The following is a 17,124-nucleotide window of genomic DNA, read 5'->3' as shown; positions in this document are numbered from 1 at the left end:
CGAGCCACGCGGTGCCCACCGAATGCATAGTAACGAGGGCGACACTATCGAACCGACGGGTAGGTCGGGCCTGGCACACCGTCGTGCGCGACCTCGTGAACCACAGCCGCCGTGGTTGTTTCGCCTGCCGGCGATCCCACGCGGCAACGTCACGCCTCACCGTTCAGGCTGGCACGAGAACGGTCCGGCATGGGCACCATGACATGCATCGGCATTATGCGTTCGCGACTGCCCGAGACACCCGTGTCGTTCTCCCGGACGATCGTTGCTGCCGGTCACCGGTCCATGACCACTACCGTCGACGGATTTATGCACTGAGCGAATGGCTTTCATGCGATCGGTCTCATTCACGCCGTCCACATGTGGCGAGAGGCTGGTAACAGATTCGCCGAGACCGCGCCGACACGACCGGACCGGCGGTCTCCCCGATATCCACAGGCCGCAACGGAAACGGATTGCCACACCATGACTTTCACCGAGACGCCACCGGCATCCGCGGTCGGGACCGGCCGTTCCTGCGGTAAGGCCATTCTGCTCGGTGAGCACACCGTCGTCTACGGTCTACCGGCGATCGCGGTGCCGCTACCGGACCTGCCGGTCACGGCGACGGCCTGTTCGCCGAACACCCGACCTATCGTCGACGACCCGGCACAGCAGGGTGATGCCCACGGCGATGCCACCACCGTGCGGTTCACCTACCGCCCCGGCGCGGCGGCCGAAGCCGATTCCGGTGCGGCCGCTGCGGTGCGGGCGGCGCTGCGGCGCTGGGGGTCCGGCTCGGCCGATGTCGAGGTGACCGTGCGGAGCGCGATTCCACCGGCCAGAGGGCTGGGATCGAGCGCCGCGTGCGCGGTGGCGGCGGTACGTGCCGTGGCCGATCTCCACGCGCGATCGCTGGATCACGCCACCCTGCACGAGCTGGCGCAGTGCGGCGAGCGCCTGGTGCACGGGCGAGCCAGCGGCGTCGACGCGGCCGCGGTGGCGACCACCGGACCCATCCTCTTCCACGCCGGGGACGTCCGGCCGCTGATCACCGGCACCGCCGCCACCCTGGTAGTCGCCGATTCCGGGGAACCGGGCGACACCCGGCAGGCGGTCGACTCGGTGTGGACGACGCTGCACCGCGAGCGTGCCAATGCCCAGCGGCTGCTGGCGCGCGCCGGCGAAATCATCGACGCCGCCACGGTGGACCTGACGGCCGGGCGGACAGCGGCACTGGGGATGCGGCTGATCGAATTCCAGGCGTTGCTACGCGAACTGGGGGTCAGCACAAGCAGTCTCGACCGATTGATCGCGACCGCGCTGCGAGCCGGCGCGCACGGAGCGAAGCTCACCGGCGGCGGATTCGGCGGATGCATGGTGGCGCTCACCGAACCGGATGCCGCCCCGGCGGTCTGCCGGGAACTGCGGGCCGCGGGCGCCTGCCGGACCTGGACCGTGCCGATGTGGGGGTGGTGACGGTGGTGATCACCCGCCGCGCGCCCGGGAAGCTGTACATCGCCGGGGAGTATGCCGCCCTCGAGCCCGAATATCCCTCCGTACTCGTCGCCGTCGACCGCTACGCCGCCGTCACGGTCGCCGACACGGGCCGGAGCACCACGCTCACCTCCGATCTCGGTGAGGGCGCCCCGGTGCGATGTGCGCGGGATGCGCATTCGCGGCTGTCGCCGATCGACGAGGTCTCGGAGGAGCCCGCTTACGTGCTGGCGGCCGCCGCGGTCGTGGAACGACTGCTGACCGAGCAGGGCCGCGCCCCGAGGCCGTTCGAATTGCACTCCGCCACCGCCGATCTCACCGACGGATCGGGCAACAAGCTGGGGCTGGGGTCCAGCGCCGCGGTCACCGTGGCGGCGGTCGATGCGCTCGGTGCGTTCTATCGGCTCCGGCTGACCACGGCCGACCGGTTCCGGCTGGCGATCCTCGCCACCATCACGGTGAACCCGCACTGTTCCGGGGGCGACGTGGCGGCCGCGACGTGGGGCGGCTGGCTCACCTACCACTCTCCCGATCGCGGACAGCTGGCCGGCCTCGCCGCCGAGCGCGGTATCGCCGGCGCGCTCCGCGCACCATGGCCGGGTCTGTCGGTGCGGCCGCTGCCGACACCGCGGCAGGCACGACTGCTGGTCGGTTGGACCGGGCAGCCCGCCTCGACCCGCGCCCGTGTCACGCGAATCGGTCCCGGGGAGTTGAGAACCCCGGCCCACGGCAGATTCCTCACCGAGAGCAGGACCTGTGTCACTCAGTTGACCGCCGCGCTCACGGCCGACGACGTGACGGCGGTGCAGCACGAAATCCACCAGGCCGCAAAGCTTCTCGATGAATTCGACCAGGCGACAGGACTCGGCATCTACACCCCGCGACTGCGGGCGTTGTGCGAGGCGGCCGAGCCGGTCGGCGCGGCGGCCAAGCCCTCGGGTGCGGGCGGCGGCGACTGCGGCATCGCCGTCGTCGACCGCTACCGACCTGCCCAGACCGCCGAACTGGCCAGACAGTGGGCCCGGGCCGGCATCCGCCCGCTGGAGCTGCACACCCACCCGCCCGAAGGAGACGCCGCATGACCGATGCGACCGTCATCGGCAACCGCAAGGACGACCACGTGCGGCACGCCGTCGACCAGCACCACGGCGCGGTCGGCGGAAACGACTTCGACTCCGTCACCTTCGTGCATCACGCCCTGGCCGGCATCGACCGCGCCCGAGTCGACCTGAGCACCACCGTCGGCGAAAGCACATGGGCGACACCGCTCTACATCAACGGCATGACCGGCGGCAGCGCACGCACCGGCGCCATCAACCGGCAGCTGGCCATCGCGGCGGCCGAGACGGGGCTGCCGATCGCCTCCGGCTCCATGAGCGCGTTCCTGCGCGACGCCTCGGTCGCGGGCACCTACCGCGTGCTGCGCACCGAGAACCCGCGCGGGTTCGTGATGGCCAATATCAACGCCAACACCACCCCGGCGCAGGCTCAGCGCGCGGTGGACCTGCTCGAGGCCGACGTCCTGCAGATCCACATCAACGCGATCCAGGAGATCGTCATGCCCGAAGGCGATCGCGATTTCACGCACTGGCCGCGGCGGATCGGGGACATCGTCGGCGCCGTCCCGGTGCCGGTGATCGTGAAGGAGGTCGGATTCGGGCTGAGCCCCGAAACCGTTGCCCTGCTGCGGGATCTGGGCGTCACGATCGCCGACGTGGGCGGCCGCGGCGGCACCGACTTCGCGCGGATCGAGAACAGCCGCAGATCCGGTGACGATTTCTCGATCATGCAGCACTGGGGTCAGTCGACGGTCTGCTGCCTGCTCGGCGCCACGCGAATGCCCGGTATCGACGTCGTGGCCTCCGGCGGCATCCGCTCACCCCTCGACGCCGCCCGCGCGCTCGCCCTGGGCGCCCGCGCCACCGGCGTCGCCGGCAGCTTCCTGACCGTTCTCGTCGACAACGGCGTCGACGCCCTGATCGACACCATCAAGTCCTGGCTGGACCAGCTGTCGCTGATCATGACGGTGCTGGGCGCCGAGACTCCCCGCGCACTCGAGCGCTGCGATCTACTCCTCACCGGCGAGGTCGAAAACTACTGCCGCGCTTACGGTATCGACGCGAGAACATTCTTCCGTCGCGGCCGGACACCGTCCGTCGACGACTCTCCCCCGGCGCCGAGCGCCCGATCGACCCGCTCGGCGGCCGAACACGCTGCCCCGCAGCCCGGCCCAGCGACCAGAAAGTGGTGGGATCCGACATGATCGAAGACGAGTACGCGGCCGTCCCCTTGGCCTGGGTGGGACCGATTCGCCTCACCGGCGGCACGGTAACCGGCGAATTCGACGTCCCCCTGGCCACATTCGAGACGCCGCTGTGGCATTCGGTCCGGCGCGGAGCCCGCCTGTCGACGCTGACCGAACGCGGCATCGCCGCCACCGTCGTCGACGACCGCATGACCCGATCGATCCTGCTCGAAGCGGACGACGCCGCGACGGCGCTCGCCGCGGTCGGCCGGCTCCGCGACCGTTTCGACGAACTCCGCGACGTGGTGACCGCGGGCAGCCGCCACGCCCACCTGATCGATATGCACCATCGGATCACCGGGAACCTGTTGTACCTGCGGTTCGAGTGCACCACCGGTGACGCCGCCGGGCACAATATGACCACCCAGGCCGCCGATCAGCTCACCGCCTGGATCCTCGCCCGGATCCCGGGCCTGCGTTACGGGTCGGTCTCCGCGAACTACTGCACCGACAAGAAGACCAGCGCCGTGAACGGAATCCTCGGGCGCGGCAAGAATGTCGTCACCGAGATCACCGTCGGGCGCGAGGCCGTCGAACAGCGGCTGCACACGACGGCCGACCGAATCGCCACCCTGAACACCCGCAAAAACCTGCTGGGCACCGTGCTCGCGGGCGGAATCGGCACGGCGAACGCCCATTACGCCAACATGCTGCTCGGCTTCTACCTGGCCACCGGGCAGGACGGCGCCAATATCGTCGAGGGCTCCCAGGGCATCACCTACGCCGAGAACCGCGACGGCGACCTGTACTTCTCGTGCACGCTACCGAATCTCGTCATCGGAACCATCGGCAACGGCAAACAACACCCGCACGTCGAATCGGCGCTGTCGCGCCTCGGCTGCCGTGACGAACGGCCTCCCGGCGAGAATTCCCGCCGCCTCGCCGCGATCGCCGCCGCCACCGTCCTGTGCGGCGAGCTGTCCCTGCTTGCCGCGCAAACGAATCCGGGCGAGCTGATGCGCGCCCACACCCGCCTCGAGCGCACCACCCGGTGACCCGGATCGAGCCCGACAGAATCGAGTATTCCGATGATCCTGCCCCGCTGTGGAATTCACGATATCTCGCTCGCCACCACGCATTACGTACTCGACCACGCCACCCTTGCCCGCCAGCAGGGCGTACCGGTCGAGAAATACCACCGCGGGCTCGGTCAGGAGGCGATGAGCATCGCCGCCGACGACGAGGACGTGGTCACGCTGGCCGCCACCGCCGCCGCACCGGTCCTGCGACGACACGGCACCGAACGGCTGCGCACGCTCATCCTGGCCACCGAGACCGGCATCGACCAGTCCAAGGCCGCCGGACTCCCGCTGCATCCCCTGCTCGATCTCCCCCCGACGACCCGCGTCGTCGAACTCAAGCAGGCCTGCTACGCCGCCACCGCCGCACTGCAATTCGCCGTCGGACTCATCACCCGCGATCCCGCCCAGCAGGTCCTGGTGATCGCCAGCGATATCGCCCGCTACGATCTCGACACCCCGGCCGAGGCCACCCAAGGCGCCGGTGCCGCAGCGATTCTCGTCTCCGCCGACCCCGCCGTCGCCGAGCTGGGGCCGGTCACCGGCGTGTACTCCGCCGACGTGATGGACTTCTGGCGTCCGAACCACCGCGCGACGCCCATCGTCGACGGCAAGCTGTCCATCACCGCCTACCTGGACGCCGTCCGGCACGCCTATGCGGACTACCGCCGCCGCGGCGGGCACGACCTCGCCGAGTTCGGCGCGTTCTGCTACCACCAGCCGTTCACCAGGATGGCTCACAAGGCACACCGGCATCTGCTCGAATCCGCAGGGGCCCCTCCCGAAGACCACGACATCGATGCCGCGGTCGCGGCCACCACGCGCTACAACCGGGTGATCGGCAACAGCTACACCGCCTCGCTCTACCTCGCCCTGGCCGCCCTGCTGGATCAACCGGACGACCTCACCGGCACGCCCATCGCCCTGCTCAGCTACGGATCCGGATGTGTCGCCGAATTCTTCTCGGCCACACCGGTACCCGGATACCGCGAGCACCTGCGCACCGACGCCAACCGCGACGCCGTCGACGCCCGCAAACCCATCGGCTACGACCGGTACCGCACACTGCACGAGACGCCGCCGCCCACCGGGAGATACGTGCCCGACGCGGAGACCGCCGGCCCGTACCGGCTCGCCGCCGTCACCAACGACATCCGAACCTACGAGGCCACCGAAAACCGGCGAGTGGCAACGTATTCCGTGAACTCCGGCAGCCGCGGAGAGTGATCGGCGATGTCGGCACCCGACCGCGATCGTGACACCGTGGCGCTCACCGCAATCGGTACCCATCTGCCCGCTCGGCGGGTGTCGAACAGGCCGCTCGCGGCCGGGCTGAACGTCTCCCGGGAGTTCCTGGACACCAGGATCGGCATCGGCGCCCGCGCGGTCAAGGAACCCGAGCAACGCACCAGCGACCTGTGCCTCGAGGCATTCGACGATCTGATCCGGCACACACCGGTCGACCTGGACGCCGTCCGGTTGCTGTGCGTGATCACCCAGAACCCGGACCAGCGCATCCCGCACACCGCCGCGATAGTGCACGACAAGCTCGGCCTCGCCGAGCACTGCATGACCTTCGACCTCTCCCAGGGCTGCGCCGGATACGCCCACGGCCTGACCGTCACCACCGCCTTGGCCGACCGGCTGGGTTTCGGCCACGCGCTGCTGTTCACCTGCGACCCCTACACGCCCATCGTCGACCCGGGCGACCGCAACACCGCCCTGTTGTTCGGCGACGCCGCCACGGTGTCCTACCTCGCCACCGGCGCGGACGGCTACCGGGTCCTCGATGCCGACTTCGGCACCGCACCCGGCACCACGAACGTATTGTCCTGCGACACCGGATATCTCGCGATGGACGGCCGCGGCGTCCTGCTCAACGCCGCCCGCACGGTTCCCGGCAGCCTCCGGCGCGTGCTCGGCCGCAACGCACTCGGCCTGGGCGATATCGATCTGATCCTGGCGCATCCCGGCTCCCGGCGAATCATCGAGACCCTCCGCGAGGAATTGGCCGTCGACGAGAAGCTGCTGCCGTTCGAGATCGCCGACTACGGCAATACCGTCTCCTCCTCGATACCGCTCGCGCTCGCCCCGCGACTGCGCGAGAACCCGCCGCTCACCACGCTTCTGGCCGGCTTCGGGGTCGGCTTCTCCTGGGGCACCTGCCTCCTCCGATATTCCGCGGATACCGATCACACCGGGAGCAACACATGATCACCACGCACGAGATCACCGACCTCATGACCGGTCTCGACGCCACCGGCGACGACCTCCGGCCCGACGTCCCGCTCGAAGACCAGGGCATCGACTCCATGGATATGACCACGCTGCTCGTCCGCATCGAGCGCACCTACAGCGTCGCCATCCCCGCCACCGTCGCCGACGAACTCCAGACCCTCGACCAGCTCGTCGACTACGTGAACTCGGTGGAACAGAACGACTCTCCGCACCGGGCATGACTGTCGCGCCCCGGCCGGCGGCCGCCGTCGCGTACCCGAACATCGCGCTCATCAAGTATTGGGGCAAGCGGGACGATGTCATGGTCCTGCCCGTCACCGGCAGCCTCTCGATGACGCTCGACAGCTACCCGACGACGACGACCGTCCGGCCCGTCACCGGTTCCCGCCACGACACCGTCGTCGCGAACGGCAACGAGACCGACGGCGAGTTCCGCCGCCGGGTCACGCGTTTCCTGGACATCGTGCGCGAGCTCGCGAACAGCACCGAACGCGCCGCGGTGGAGACCGTCAACACGGTTCCCACCGCCGCCGGATTGGCCTCCTCCGCAGCAGGTTTCGCGGCGCTGGCGACGGCCGCCACGGCCGCCTACGGCATCTCGCTGGACCGCCGGGACCTGTCCCGCCTGGCACGCCGGGGGTCCGGATCGGCCTGCCGATCGATCTTCGGCTCGTTCGTCCTGTGGCGTGCCGGAACCGGCACCGGACCGGACGGCGACCGCAGTTCCTACGCCGAGCCGGTCGACACCGGCGCACTCGACCCGGCGATGGTGCTCGCGATCGTCGACCCCGGCCGGAAGGCCGTCTCGACCGGCGACGCGATGCGCTCGACCATGGCCACGTCACCGCTCTACCGCTGCTGGGCGGAAGCCGGCTCGGCCGACCTCGTCGAGATGACCGCCGCCATCGCGAAGGGTGATCTGGCACGCGTCGGGGAAATCGCCGAAGCCAACGCGCTGGGTATGCACGCCACCATGCTGGCCGCGCGGCCGGCGATCAGATATCTGACACCGCGGTCACTGTCGGTTCTCGACCGCGTGGTCGAGCTGCGCCGGCACGGCATCGCGGCCTACGCCACCATCGACGCCGGCCCGAATGTGAAGGTGCTGTGCGCCCGCACGGAGGCACCGCGGGTGGAGACGGCGATCCGGGAACTGGACCGGGTCACGACCCGGACCACGTTGCCCGGCACCGGTTCCCACCTCGTCGATCTCCCCGACTCGAGGCAGGAAGAATGACCCGAACAACCAGCTCCCACCGGCCCGCCGCCCTGCTCGAACAGGCCCGGAAACTCTGCGAGCCGACGCTGCGAGACACGATCTTCGCCATGCCCGAGCCGCTGGACCGGATGGCGGCGTACCACTTCGGCTGGCGCGATCCGTCCGGCAATCCCACGCAGGCGGGATGGGGTAAAGGGCTGCGCGCGGGGCTGGTTCTCGCGGCGGCCGCGGCCTGCGGCGCCGACCCGCGCGCGGCCCTGCCGGGTGCGGCCGCGGTGGAGCTCGTCCACAACTTCAGCCTGGTCCACGACGACATCATGGACGGCGACCGGCTGCGGCGCGGCCGCGCCACGGCGTGGGCGGTGTGGGGCGTACCCGCCGCGCTCTGCCTGGGGGACACGCTGCATGCCGAGGCGATCCGGATACTGGTCGGCGCGCTACCGGCCGTGCCGGCCGTGGATGCCGTCACTCGGCTGGAAGACGCGGCGGCACAACTGTGCCGGGGACAGTGCGAGGACTGTTCGTTCGAAACTCGTCCCGCGGTCACCGTCGACCAGTACGTGGCCATGGCGGCCGGGAAGACGGCCGCCCTGATCGGCTGCGCCTGCGCGCTGGGCGCCTCGTGTGCCGCGGCCGATGCCGCCACCATCGACGCGTTCGGCACGTTCGGCCACGAACTCGGCATCGCCTTTCAGGTCACCGACGACATACTCGGCATCTGGGGAGATCCGGACCGGACCGGAAAACCGGTGGGCAACGACGTGATTCGCCGAAAACGCTCGTTCCCGGTCGTCGCGGCGCTCGAATCGGCCACCGCGGCCGGCGCCGAACTCGCTCAGCTGTACCGGTCGGCCGACCCCATCACGCCGGCCCAGGCGGCCCACGCCGCGAAGCTGATCGCGGATGCGGGCGGCAGACGGCGAGCCCAGCAGTTCGCCGACCGCAGGGTCGCGGCGGCGCTGGCGGCTCTTCCCGACAGCGCCGGGACGGCGGACCTCGTCGCGCTGACGAATTTCATCGCACACCGGCGTCTCTGAGGAACCGGTCCAAGAATATCTCGACACCGAAAAAAATCACCCCCGAATCCGTTGTGAGGTATCGGCATGTTGGCATCCTCCCTGTATGTTCCGCCGGTCACCGGCACCGCTCCCGAACCGGTCGATACCGCGGCCGCCCCCGCGGAATGGGAGCCTCTCGCGCGCCTGCGTGCCCACGTGATCGGCCACGTGGGCGACGACGGGGCGGTGCGGGACCGCTGCGGTAGTCGCGTGCTCGAATCCTGCCTGCTGCTGTATCTGCTGCGCGCCGAGGGAATTTTCGAGGACACGCAACGCGGAATCGTCGAATATCTGGAAACACACCGAGCGGACCCACCCGAATCGGGTGCGTACGATCCGGAGGTCGCGGCCGTGGAGCAGACCCTCGTATCGGCACTGCTCGGCGAGTCCGGCGCGAGCCGGGTCCCGTTGGAGGCCATCGACCGCTACCGGCACTTCACCTCGCCGCGGAAACGATTCATGTTCCACACCCTGTTCACCGAGCTGTCGGTTGCCGACAGCGACGTGCCCTTCGACCTCGCCGCCGTGCGCTACGACAGCTACGCGACATGGGTGAATCTGGAGATGTGCGCACTGAAGATCATGCGGGCACATCAGCAGGGCGAACCCGGCGCCGTCACCGACGCCGACCGCACCTACCTGCTGCACCATCTCGCCACCGGTTCCGACCGCAGCGTCTTCGAGGCCGATATCTTCGCCCACGCGGTCGGCCTGCTGGGTCTGCGCCGGATCGATCCGGCGTCACCGATGATCCGGTCCGGCCTGGAAGCACTTCTGCGCTGCCAGAATCCGGACGGCGGGTTCCCTTTCATCGCCGGCTGGGAGCCGTTCGGCACCGCGGTCTGTGGTCTCGCCCTGGCTCATTCCGGCGCCGACCCCGCCGTCGTCACGAGTATGGCCGAATACCTCGTGCGCACCCGGAGCGACGACGGCGGGTGGGCGTTCGCCCCCAGAGTGCGGCAGAGCGACGCCGACTGCACCCCTTACTGTCTGGAGTTGCTCCGCGCCACGAACGACGAGCGCTTCGACACCGCGATCCGGGCGACCGAGCGCTATCTGCTCGAATTGGTGAACTCCGACGGCGGATTCGGCACCTACCGGTATGGCGACGATTCGGAGGTCGGCGTCACCGGCAGCGCGGTCAGCGCGCTGGAACCGTTGCGGCACAACGACGCAACGAGCGGCAACGGACGAGACCACGCCGCAATTCTCGACGGTGCCGTGCGGTACCTGCTGCACAAGCAGCAGACCGACGGCACCTTCGAACGCGGCTGGAGCGCCAGCGAGGCGAACGCGATGTTCCGGGCCCTGTTCGCCTTCCGGCACTATCGGTCCGGGCCGCCGGACGAATTGCGGGAATCCGTGGAAAGCGCTGCCGGAGCGGCACTCCGCTACTTCCGCCGGACGCAGAACCCCGACGGCGGCTGGGGCCAACGGCCGGGCGATCGCAGCGATGTGCTCAGCACCTCCTACTCGCTGCTCGCGCTCACCTGCTGCGACACGGACCCGGCGGTCGTCCGCAAGGGCACGGACTGGCTTGTCGCACAGCAACATCGGGACGGCGGATTCAGCTCCCGCCCGGATTCGGCAGGGCCGCGGCCCTTCCCGCACGACCTGCCGGTACTCGCCGACGGATTCGCCCTGCTGGCCCTGGCCTATACGGGCGGTCGAGGATGAGCGGGAGCGTCGGCTCGGTGCCCTTGGCCTATCGGCGTGGCGGGCACCAGCCGTACGAGCCGAGTCCGGAGCTGTTGCGGTTGCGCGACGAGGAGGCGCCGACCCGCCAGACCGCGCCGAACGGGGATCCGGTGTGGCTGGTGACCCGGTACGCACAGGTCCGCCGGGTGCTGGCCGACCGCAGCTTCAGCGTCTCGAAGGTTCCCAACACCGTCCTGCGGCCCAAAGCCACCGGACGAGCCTTCGTGGCGAGCCCGGCCAGGCAGCCCGGCAGTTTTCTCGGTGCCGATCCCCCGGAACACACCCGGCTGCGCCGGATGGTGTCGTCCGCCTTCACCCCACGGCGAATGCGGACGCTGCAAATCAGGATCGAGGAGATCGTCGCCGACCGCATCGAATCGCTGACGGCGTCCGGCCCGCCCGCGGATCTGGTGCAGTCCTTCACACTGCCCATACCGTCGGAGATCATCTGCGAGATGATCGGTGTGCCGCAATCCGATCGCCCCGAATTCCGTTGCCGCGCACAGCGCATGTTCGACCAAACCCTGGACCGCGAGGCGCTCATCGACACCTTCGCCCCGGTGTGGGAGTACCTGACCGATCTGGTCGCCCGGCAGCGCCGGCACCCCGACGACACCATCCTGGGGGGCCTGGTCCGCACCCACGGCGCGGAACTCACCGATCCGGAAGTCACCGGCATCACCAACCTGCTCCTCGCGGCCGGCCACGACACCACGGCCAACACGCTCGCGCTGGGTGCCCTGCTGCTCATACAACGTCCGGACGCACTGGCGACGATCCGCGAGGACCCCGACAGCATCGACGGAGCGGTCGAGGAGATCCTCCGCTACCTCTCCGTCGCGCAAACGGGTCTGATCCGGACCGCGACCGAGGACACCGAATTGGGCGGGCAGCACATCGCCGAAGGGGACCTGGTGATGCTGTCCCTCTGCACCGCCAACCGAGATCACCAGATCTTCCCCGATCCCGACACCTTCGATATCACCCGGCGAATCGACGATCACGTCGCATTCGGGCACGGAACCCACCGCTGTCTCGGCGCTCCGCTGGCCAGAACCGAGATGTGCGTCGCGCTCCCGGCATTGGCGCGAGCCTTTCCGGGGCTTCGGCTCACCGTGGATGTCGAAGACCTCGTCTTCCGCCCGTTCGCGACCGTCTTCGGTCTCGCCGCTCTTCCCGTCGAATGGTAAATCCGAACCCGCAACGAAAGATTGGTTTCTCATGGCCCGCATCCCTTATCCGTCGGCAGCCACCCTCGACGCCGAGAGCGCCGCTGCCGTCGAACGATTCCCGGTCACGATCAACATCGTTCGCATGATCCCGCATGCGACGTCGTTGGCCGGCCCGCTGCTGGAATTGGCGGAACGCGTCATGTCGACGCTCGAACTCTCACCCCGCCATCGCGAGATGCTCGTGCTCGTCGCAGCCCACGAACTGGACTGCGAATACGAATGGGTCCAACACGTCCCACAGGCCCGTTCCGCCGGGCTCGACGACACCGACCTGGAACGGCTGTCCGCCACCAACCCATCGGCATGGCCGGACCCGGTCGACGAAACGGTCTTCCGAGCGGGCCGCGCCTGCGTCCGCGGAAACGGTTGCGACGCCGAGACAATGGCGGATCTGACCGACAAACTGGGCGTCCGCCGAGCCCTCGAGGCGCTGTACGTGGCCGGTTTCATCCGAATGTTCGCCGCCGTCATCAATTCCATCGATCTCGAGATCGACCCCTCCGGTGATGTATTGGCAACGGCTTGGCGAACCCGGGCCGAGGCCCGGTGACCGGCCGCGACAACTCCCTCTGGTCCTCCGCACCGGGCGTTCTCGTTCCGACACGAGTGTCCGACGCTCTGATACCCGGACACAGGCCGGGCGGCGGCTAATCTGTGCCCGAACGGATGTCTGTCACCATCTCGGCAACTGCTCGTACGCCCTTGCACGACGCACGGTCATGAAGGTTCGACGAACCACCGGGAGGACACGTGAAGAGCACGAAATCACCGGCGAAACCGGCTTCCGGCCGCAGCCTGTGTGCAGTGGCCGGCGCCGCCGCGGCACTATTGCCGCTGTGGGCCGGAGCCGGAACGGCATACGCGGCAACGGGCGGATTCCCGCCGGAGAGCGTCTTCTTGATCCAGGCCGAGACCGCCGACGGCACCCGCTGCGCGACCCAATCGGACAGCGACCAGTTCATCAGGTTCCAAGCATGCGACAGCAGCAGCACGAACCAGCACTGGTTCCAGCAAGAGGTCGACGGCGACGGCTACGGCATGGTCTTCGGCGCGGCCGGGCTGTGCATCAATGAGAAAGCCGAGAAGGAACGGGTGGGCCCCTGCTCCAAGGACCCGTATCCCGAGAACCGTTCGTGGAAGCAGCAATCCGACGGCACCGTGGTCAGTGATAGCAAGGAACCCGGTTACTGGGCCGTGGCCGGGGCCGACGACCAGATGGCGCTCCGCGCCGTCTCGCATGCCGGCGGAGCGACCGAGTTCACCATGGTGACCGTCGGCAAGAAGTAGATCCGCGCAGACAACCACCGAAAATTCGCGCGCCCGCAGGTCCGGTGCTCGTCGTAGCACCGGACCCGCGTCTGTCGCGGGCGCCCAGCGACACCCCGAACCCTTTTATTTAGACACGCTAATAAGGTAGCCTAAACAGAGTGCGGGAACTGACCTCCGAGAACGACCTCGCCGCCGTGACGACGCTGCGCGGCGCGATCATGCGGCTCTCCCGCCGCCTGCGCCACCAGCAGGTCGAGCACTCCCTCAGCCCGACCGAGATGGCCGTGCTCGGCACGCTCGCCCGGCACGGCCCCGCCACACCCAGCGAACTCGCCCGCACCGAACACGTGCGGCCGCCGTCGATGACCCGGATCCTCGCGATGCTGGAGGACAAGAACCTGGTCCGGCGCGAGCCGCACCCGCAGGACGGGCGGCAGGTGGTGATGACCGCCACCGAGACGGCGGCGGAGATCCTGGCCGAGAGCCGCCGCCGACGCGACGCCTTCCTGACGGAGCTGGCCGCCGGACTCACCGAGGAGGAGTGGGCGTGCGTGCGCTCCGCCGCGCCGGTGCTGGAACGCCTGGCAGATCTGTGAGCGAGCCGACACCCGAACGGCCCCGGCGCAAGGGCGGCATGTTCGCCTCCTTCGCCGTCCCCAACTACCGCTATTACTTTGCGGGCCAAGTGGTTTCCAACACCGGCACCTGGATGCAGCGCATCGCCCAGGACTGGCTGGTTCTCGGCCTCACCGGCAGTTCCTTCGCCGTCGGCATCACCACCGCCCTGCAGTTCCTGCCGATGCTGCTGTTCGGGCTCTACGGGGGCGTCCTCGCCGACCGCTTCCGCAAGCGGCGGCTGCTGATCCTCACCCAGGCCACGATGGGCCTGCTCGCCGGCGTGCTCGCCGTCCTGACCCTCACCGGCGCGGTCCAGGTCTGGCACGTCTACCTGCTGGCATTGCTGCTGGGCATGGTGACGGTGGTGGACAACCCGACCCGCCAGTCGTTCGTCCCGGAGATGGTCGGCCGGGAGCAACTGCGCAACGCCGTCAGCCTCAACTCCGCGAACTTCCAGGCAGCGCGCCTGATCGGGCCGGCGGTCGCCGGGATCGTGATCGCCGCGGTCGGCACCGGCTGGGCGTTCGCGATCAACGCCTGCTCCTTCGCAGCCGTCATCGGCGGCCTGCTGATGATGCGCCCGGCGCAGTTGACCCCGGGACCGCGCCTGCCGCGGCAGAAAGGCCAGCTGCGCGAGGGCTTGCGCTACGTGAGTGCGCGTCCGCAGCTGATCTGGCCGATCGTGCTGGTGGGCTTCATCGGAACCTTCGGCTACAACTTCCCGACGGTGCTGTCGGGCTTCGCCTATCACGTCTTCCACGTCGACGCCGGCAAGTACGGACTGCTCAATACCGCGCTGGCGCTGGGCTCGCTGACGGGCGCGCTGCTCGCGAGCCGCCGGGGCCGAGTGCGGATGCGCGTACTGGTGGGCACCGCAGCCGGTTTCGGCGTGCTGGAGGCGGTCACCGCGTTCGCCCCGGAGTACTGGCTGTTCACCGCGATGCTCACCGTGGTGGGCCTGCTCGGGCTGACCTTCAACACCTCGGGCAACGCGATGGTGCAACTGGCGACCGACCCGGCCATGCGGGGCCGGGTGATGTCGCTGTACATGATGGTGTTCACCGGCGGCACCCCGATCGGCGGACCCGTCGTCGGCTGGCTCACCGAGGAGTTCGGCCCTCGGATCGGCCTGTTCACCTGCGGCGCGGTCTCGACGGCCGCCGCGGTCGTGGTGGGCATGATCCTCGCCCGCACCGGCAATCTGCGCCTGCGGGTCTCGCGGCACGGCATCGCGTTCGTCCCACGCGAGAACCCGGAGCCGACGGCCCCCGAGCTGCGAGTACGGTAGCCCGGCGAGCATGTGCCGGAATGCGGCCGGATCGGGCCGGTGCGGCGCCGCTCGGAACTCGCTACGGCCCAACAGTTCTCCGAGATCCGGAGCATCGTCACACCGGGTAACCATGAGCGGCCGGGCGGTTGTCGGGACGGACCGACACCGGAACCACCCACCGATGCGAATCGCCCACGGCGACCGAAGGGCTCCGGTTACCCTGAGCCGATGCGCTCCCGGATTCGGCGGTGCTTCCTGGCCGCGTTCGTCGTCGTCGCGTCGACCTTGCCGGTCGGCGTGCACTCCGCGGCCGAGCCGCCGCTGCGGCCGACCGGCTCGGCGCTGGACGCCGGATTCCTGTGGGGCGTCGCGAGTTCCGGATTTCAATCCGAAGGCCATGCGCCCGACAGCAACTGGACGCGCTATATCGCCGGGAGCCCCGGATACGACCAGCCGGGTGATTCGGCCGACTTCACCGACCGTTACGCGTCGGATATTCGCCTGGCCGCCGACATGGGCGTGCGGGTGTTCCGGGTCGGAATCGAATGGGCCAGGCTGCAACCCGCGCCGGGGGTATGGGACGACAACGCGTTTCGTTTCTACGATTCGGTCGTCGACACCATCGTGCGGTCCGGGATGCGACCGATGATCACCCTCGACCACTGGGTCTACCCCGGTTGGGCGGCGGACCGCGGCGGATGGCGCGGGGACGGAATGGTCGACGACTGGCTGACGAACATGCGCGCGGTCGTAGACCGCTACGCCGCACGAGATCCGTTGTGGATCACCGTGAACGAGCCGGCCGCCTACATTCAGCACGAGATCCGCAAGGGCGCCGCCGACGGCACCGCGATGCAGGAGCGTCTCGTGCAGGCGCACAACGCCATCTACGACCACATCCATCGAGTGCAGCCCGGCGCCCAGGTGACCGCCAACGTCGGCTATGTCGCCGGCTCGGAGGACCGGGTCAACGGCGCCTTCGCCGACCGCATCGCGGACCGGCTCGACTATGTGGGCGTGGACTACTATTTCGCCTTCGACCCCGCGCAGTCGCTGCTCGGTGACATCGGGAAGGCCACCGGCTCGGCCATGCCGGAACTGCCGGGGTCACGCATCTGGGAGATGCCGCTGCGCACCGAGGGAATTTATTATGCGCTGCAACACTATTCGCGGCGTTTCCCGGGCAAGCCGCTCTACGTCGTGGAGAACGGCATGCCGACCGAGAACGGCATCCCCCGCGCCGACGGCTACACCCGCAGCGATCATCTGCGCGATACGGTCTACTGGATCCAGCGCGCGAAGGCCGACGGTATGAACGTGCTCGGCTACAACTATTGGAGCCTGACCGACAACTACGAATGGGGAAGCTACACACCACGGTTCGGCCTCTACTCCGTCGACGTCCGCACCGACCCGGCCCTCACTCGCCGCCCCACCGACGCTGTCGGCACCTACACGCAGCTCATCGCCGCGAACGGCGTCCCGGCCGACTACCGCCCGACCCGCGCTCCGGCACTCTGCGTACTCGTCGATCCACCGAACAGCTGCCTGAACCCGGTCGCGGGCCGCTAGCCCGTTCGGGTATCGGCCGACCGGTCGCAGACCTGGCCCGAACCGATGTCGCCGGGCATCGAGCACGGAACCTGACGGACAGCTCGCACCTGCGGACGCAACCGACGACGGCCGCCCACCCCTGTCCGCAATGCCCGAATCACACTTCCC

General features: G+C 69.0%; 16 protein-coding genes. All 16 read left to right on the top strand.

Annotated elements, in window-relative coordinates:
- The first annotated feature begins 465 nt into the window (after positions 1-465).
- On the top strand, positions 466-1,458 hold the full coding sequence (mvk, locus tag D892_RS0123275) for a mevalonate kinase (RefSeq protein ID WP_024803532.1): 993 nt from the start codon (positions 466-468) through the stop codon (positions 1,456-1,458).
- Positions 1,446-2,558 carry a phosphomevalonate kinase gene (locus D892_RS0123270; protein ID WP_232236146.1) on the top strand — a complete coding sequence of 371 codons (1,113 nt, stop codon included), beginning with the start codon at positions 1,446-1,448 and terminating at the stop codon, positions 2,556-2,558. The genes mvk and D892_RS0123270 overlap by 13 nt, the downstream gene beginning before the upstream one ends.
- Positions 2,555-3,739: a type 2 isopentenyl-diphosphate Delta-isomerase gene (gene fni / locus D892_RS0123265; RefSeq protein WP_024803530.1), complete on the top strand. Its 1,185-nt coding sequence runs from the start codon at positions 2,555-2,557 to the stop codon at positions 3,737-3,739. Before D892_RS0123270 ends, fni begins: the two co-directional genes overlap by 4 nt.
- Positions 3,736-4,776, top strand: coding sequence for a hydroxymethylglutaryl-CoA reductase (locus tag D892_RS0123260; protein ID WP_024803529.1), 1,041 nt, complete (start codon positions 3,736-3,738; stop codon positions 4,774-4,776). The genes fni and D892_RS0123260 overlap by 4 nt, the downstream gene beginning before the upstream one ends.
- Before the next feature lie 39 nt (positions 4,777-4,815).
- Positions 4,816-6,027, top strand: a complete 1,212-nt coding sequence (locus D892_RS0123255; RefSeq protein WP_024803528.1) for a hydroxymethylglutaryl-CoA synthase — start codon at positions 4,816-4,818, stop codon at positions 6,025-6,027.
- A gap of 6 nt (positions 6,028-6,033) precedes the next feature.
- Complete coding sequence (locus tag D892_RS0123250; RefSeq protein WP_036567419.1) at positions 6,034-7,014, top strand: ketoacyl-ACP synthase III; 981 nt, start codon at positions 6,034-6,036, stop codon at positions 7,012-7,014.
- On the top strand, positions 7,011-7,259 hold the full coding sequence (locus tag D892_RS0123245; protein WP_024803526.1) for an acyl carrier protein: 249 nt from the start codon (positions 7,011-7,013) through the stop codon (positions 7,257-7,259). Before D892_RS0123250 ends, D892_RS0123245 begins: the two co-directional genes overlap by 4 nt.
- A complete protein-coding gene (mvaD, locus tag D892_RS0123240; RefSeq protein WP_024803525.1) occupies positions 7,256-8,275 on the top strand; it encodes a diphosphomevalonate decarboxylase in 1,020 nt (339 codons plus the stop codon). The genes D892_RS0123245 and mvaD overlap by 4 nt, the downstream gene beginning before the upstream one ends.
- A complete protein-coding gene (locus D892_RS0123235; protein ID WP_024803524.1) occupies positions 8,272-9,294 on the top strand; it encodes a polyprenyl synthetase family protein in 1,023 nt (340 codons plus the stop codon). Before mvaD ends, D892_RS0123235 begins: the two co-directional genes overlap by 4 nt.
- A gap of 66 nt (positions 9,295-9,360) precedes the next feature.
- Positions 9,361-10,992: a prenyltransferase/squalene oxidase repeat-containing protein gene (locus D892_RS0123230; protein ID WP_024803523.1), complete on the top strand. Its 1,632-nt coding sequence runs from the start codon at positions 9,361-9,363 to the stop codon at positions 10,990-10,992.
- Positions 10,989-12,203 (top strand): cytochrome P450, encoded by a 1,215-nt coding sequence (locus D892_RS0123225; RefSeq protein ID WP_024803522.1) that lies wholly within the window; start codon positions 10,989-10,991, stop codon positions 12,201-12,203. Before D892_RS0123230 ends, D892_RS0123225 begins: the two co-directional genes overlap by 4 nt.
- 31 nt (positions 12,204-12,234) lie before the next feature.
- A complete protein-coding gene (locus D892_RS43950) occupies positions 12,235-12,795 on the top strand; it encodes a carboxymuconolactone decarboxylase family protein (RefSeq protein ID WP_024803521.1) in 561 nt (186 codons plus the stop codon).
- A gap of 254 nt (positions 12,796-13,049) precedes the next feature.
- Positions 13,050-13,532 carry a hypothetical protein gene (locus D892_RS0123215; protein WP_024803520.1) on the top strand — a complete coding sequence of 161 codons (483 nt, stop codon included), beginning with the start codon at positions 13,050-13,052 and terminating at the stop codon, positions 13,530-13,532.
- Positions 13,533-13,672: 140 nt separating this feature from the next.
- On the top strand, positions 13,673-14,110 hold the full coding sequence (locus tag D892_RS0123210) for a MarR family winged helix-turn-helix transcriptional regulator (protein ID WP_024803519.1): 438 nt from the start codon (positions 13,673-13,675) through the stop codon (positions 14,108-14,110).
- Positions 14,107-15,420, top strand: coding sequence for an MFS transporter (locus tag D892_RS0123205; protein WP_232236145.1), 1,314 nt, complete (start codon positions 14,107-14,109; stop codon positions 15,418-15,420). The genes D892_RS0123210 and D892_RS0123205 overlap by 4 nt, the downstream gene beginning before the upstream one ends.
- 210 nt (positions 15,421-15,630) lie before the next feature.
- Positions 15,631-16,974 carry a family 1 glycosylhydrolase gene (locus tag D892_RS0123200; protein WP_024803517.1) on the top strand — a complete coding sequence of 448 codons (1,344 nt, stop codon included), beginning with the start codon at positions 15,631-15,633 and terminating at the stop codon, positions 16,972-16,974.
- Positions 16,975-17,124: the final 150 nt, after the last annotated feature.

This window comes from Nocardia sp. BMG51109 (assembly GCF_000526215.1).
In the GTDB taxonomy this organism is placed as follows: domain Bacteria; phylum Actinomycetota; class Actinomycetes; order Mycobacteriales; family Mycobacteriaceae; genus Nocardia.
This window is presented reverse-complemented; position numbering and strand designations above follow the sequence as displayed.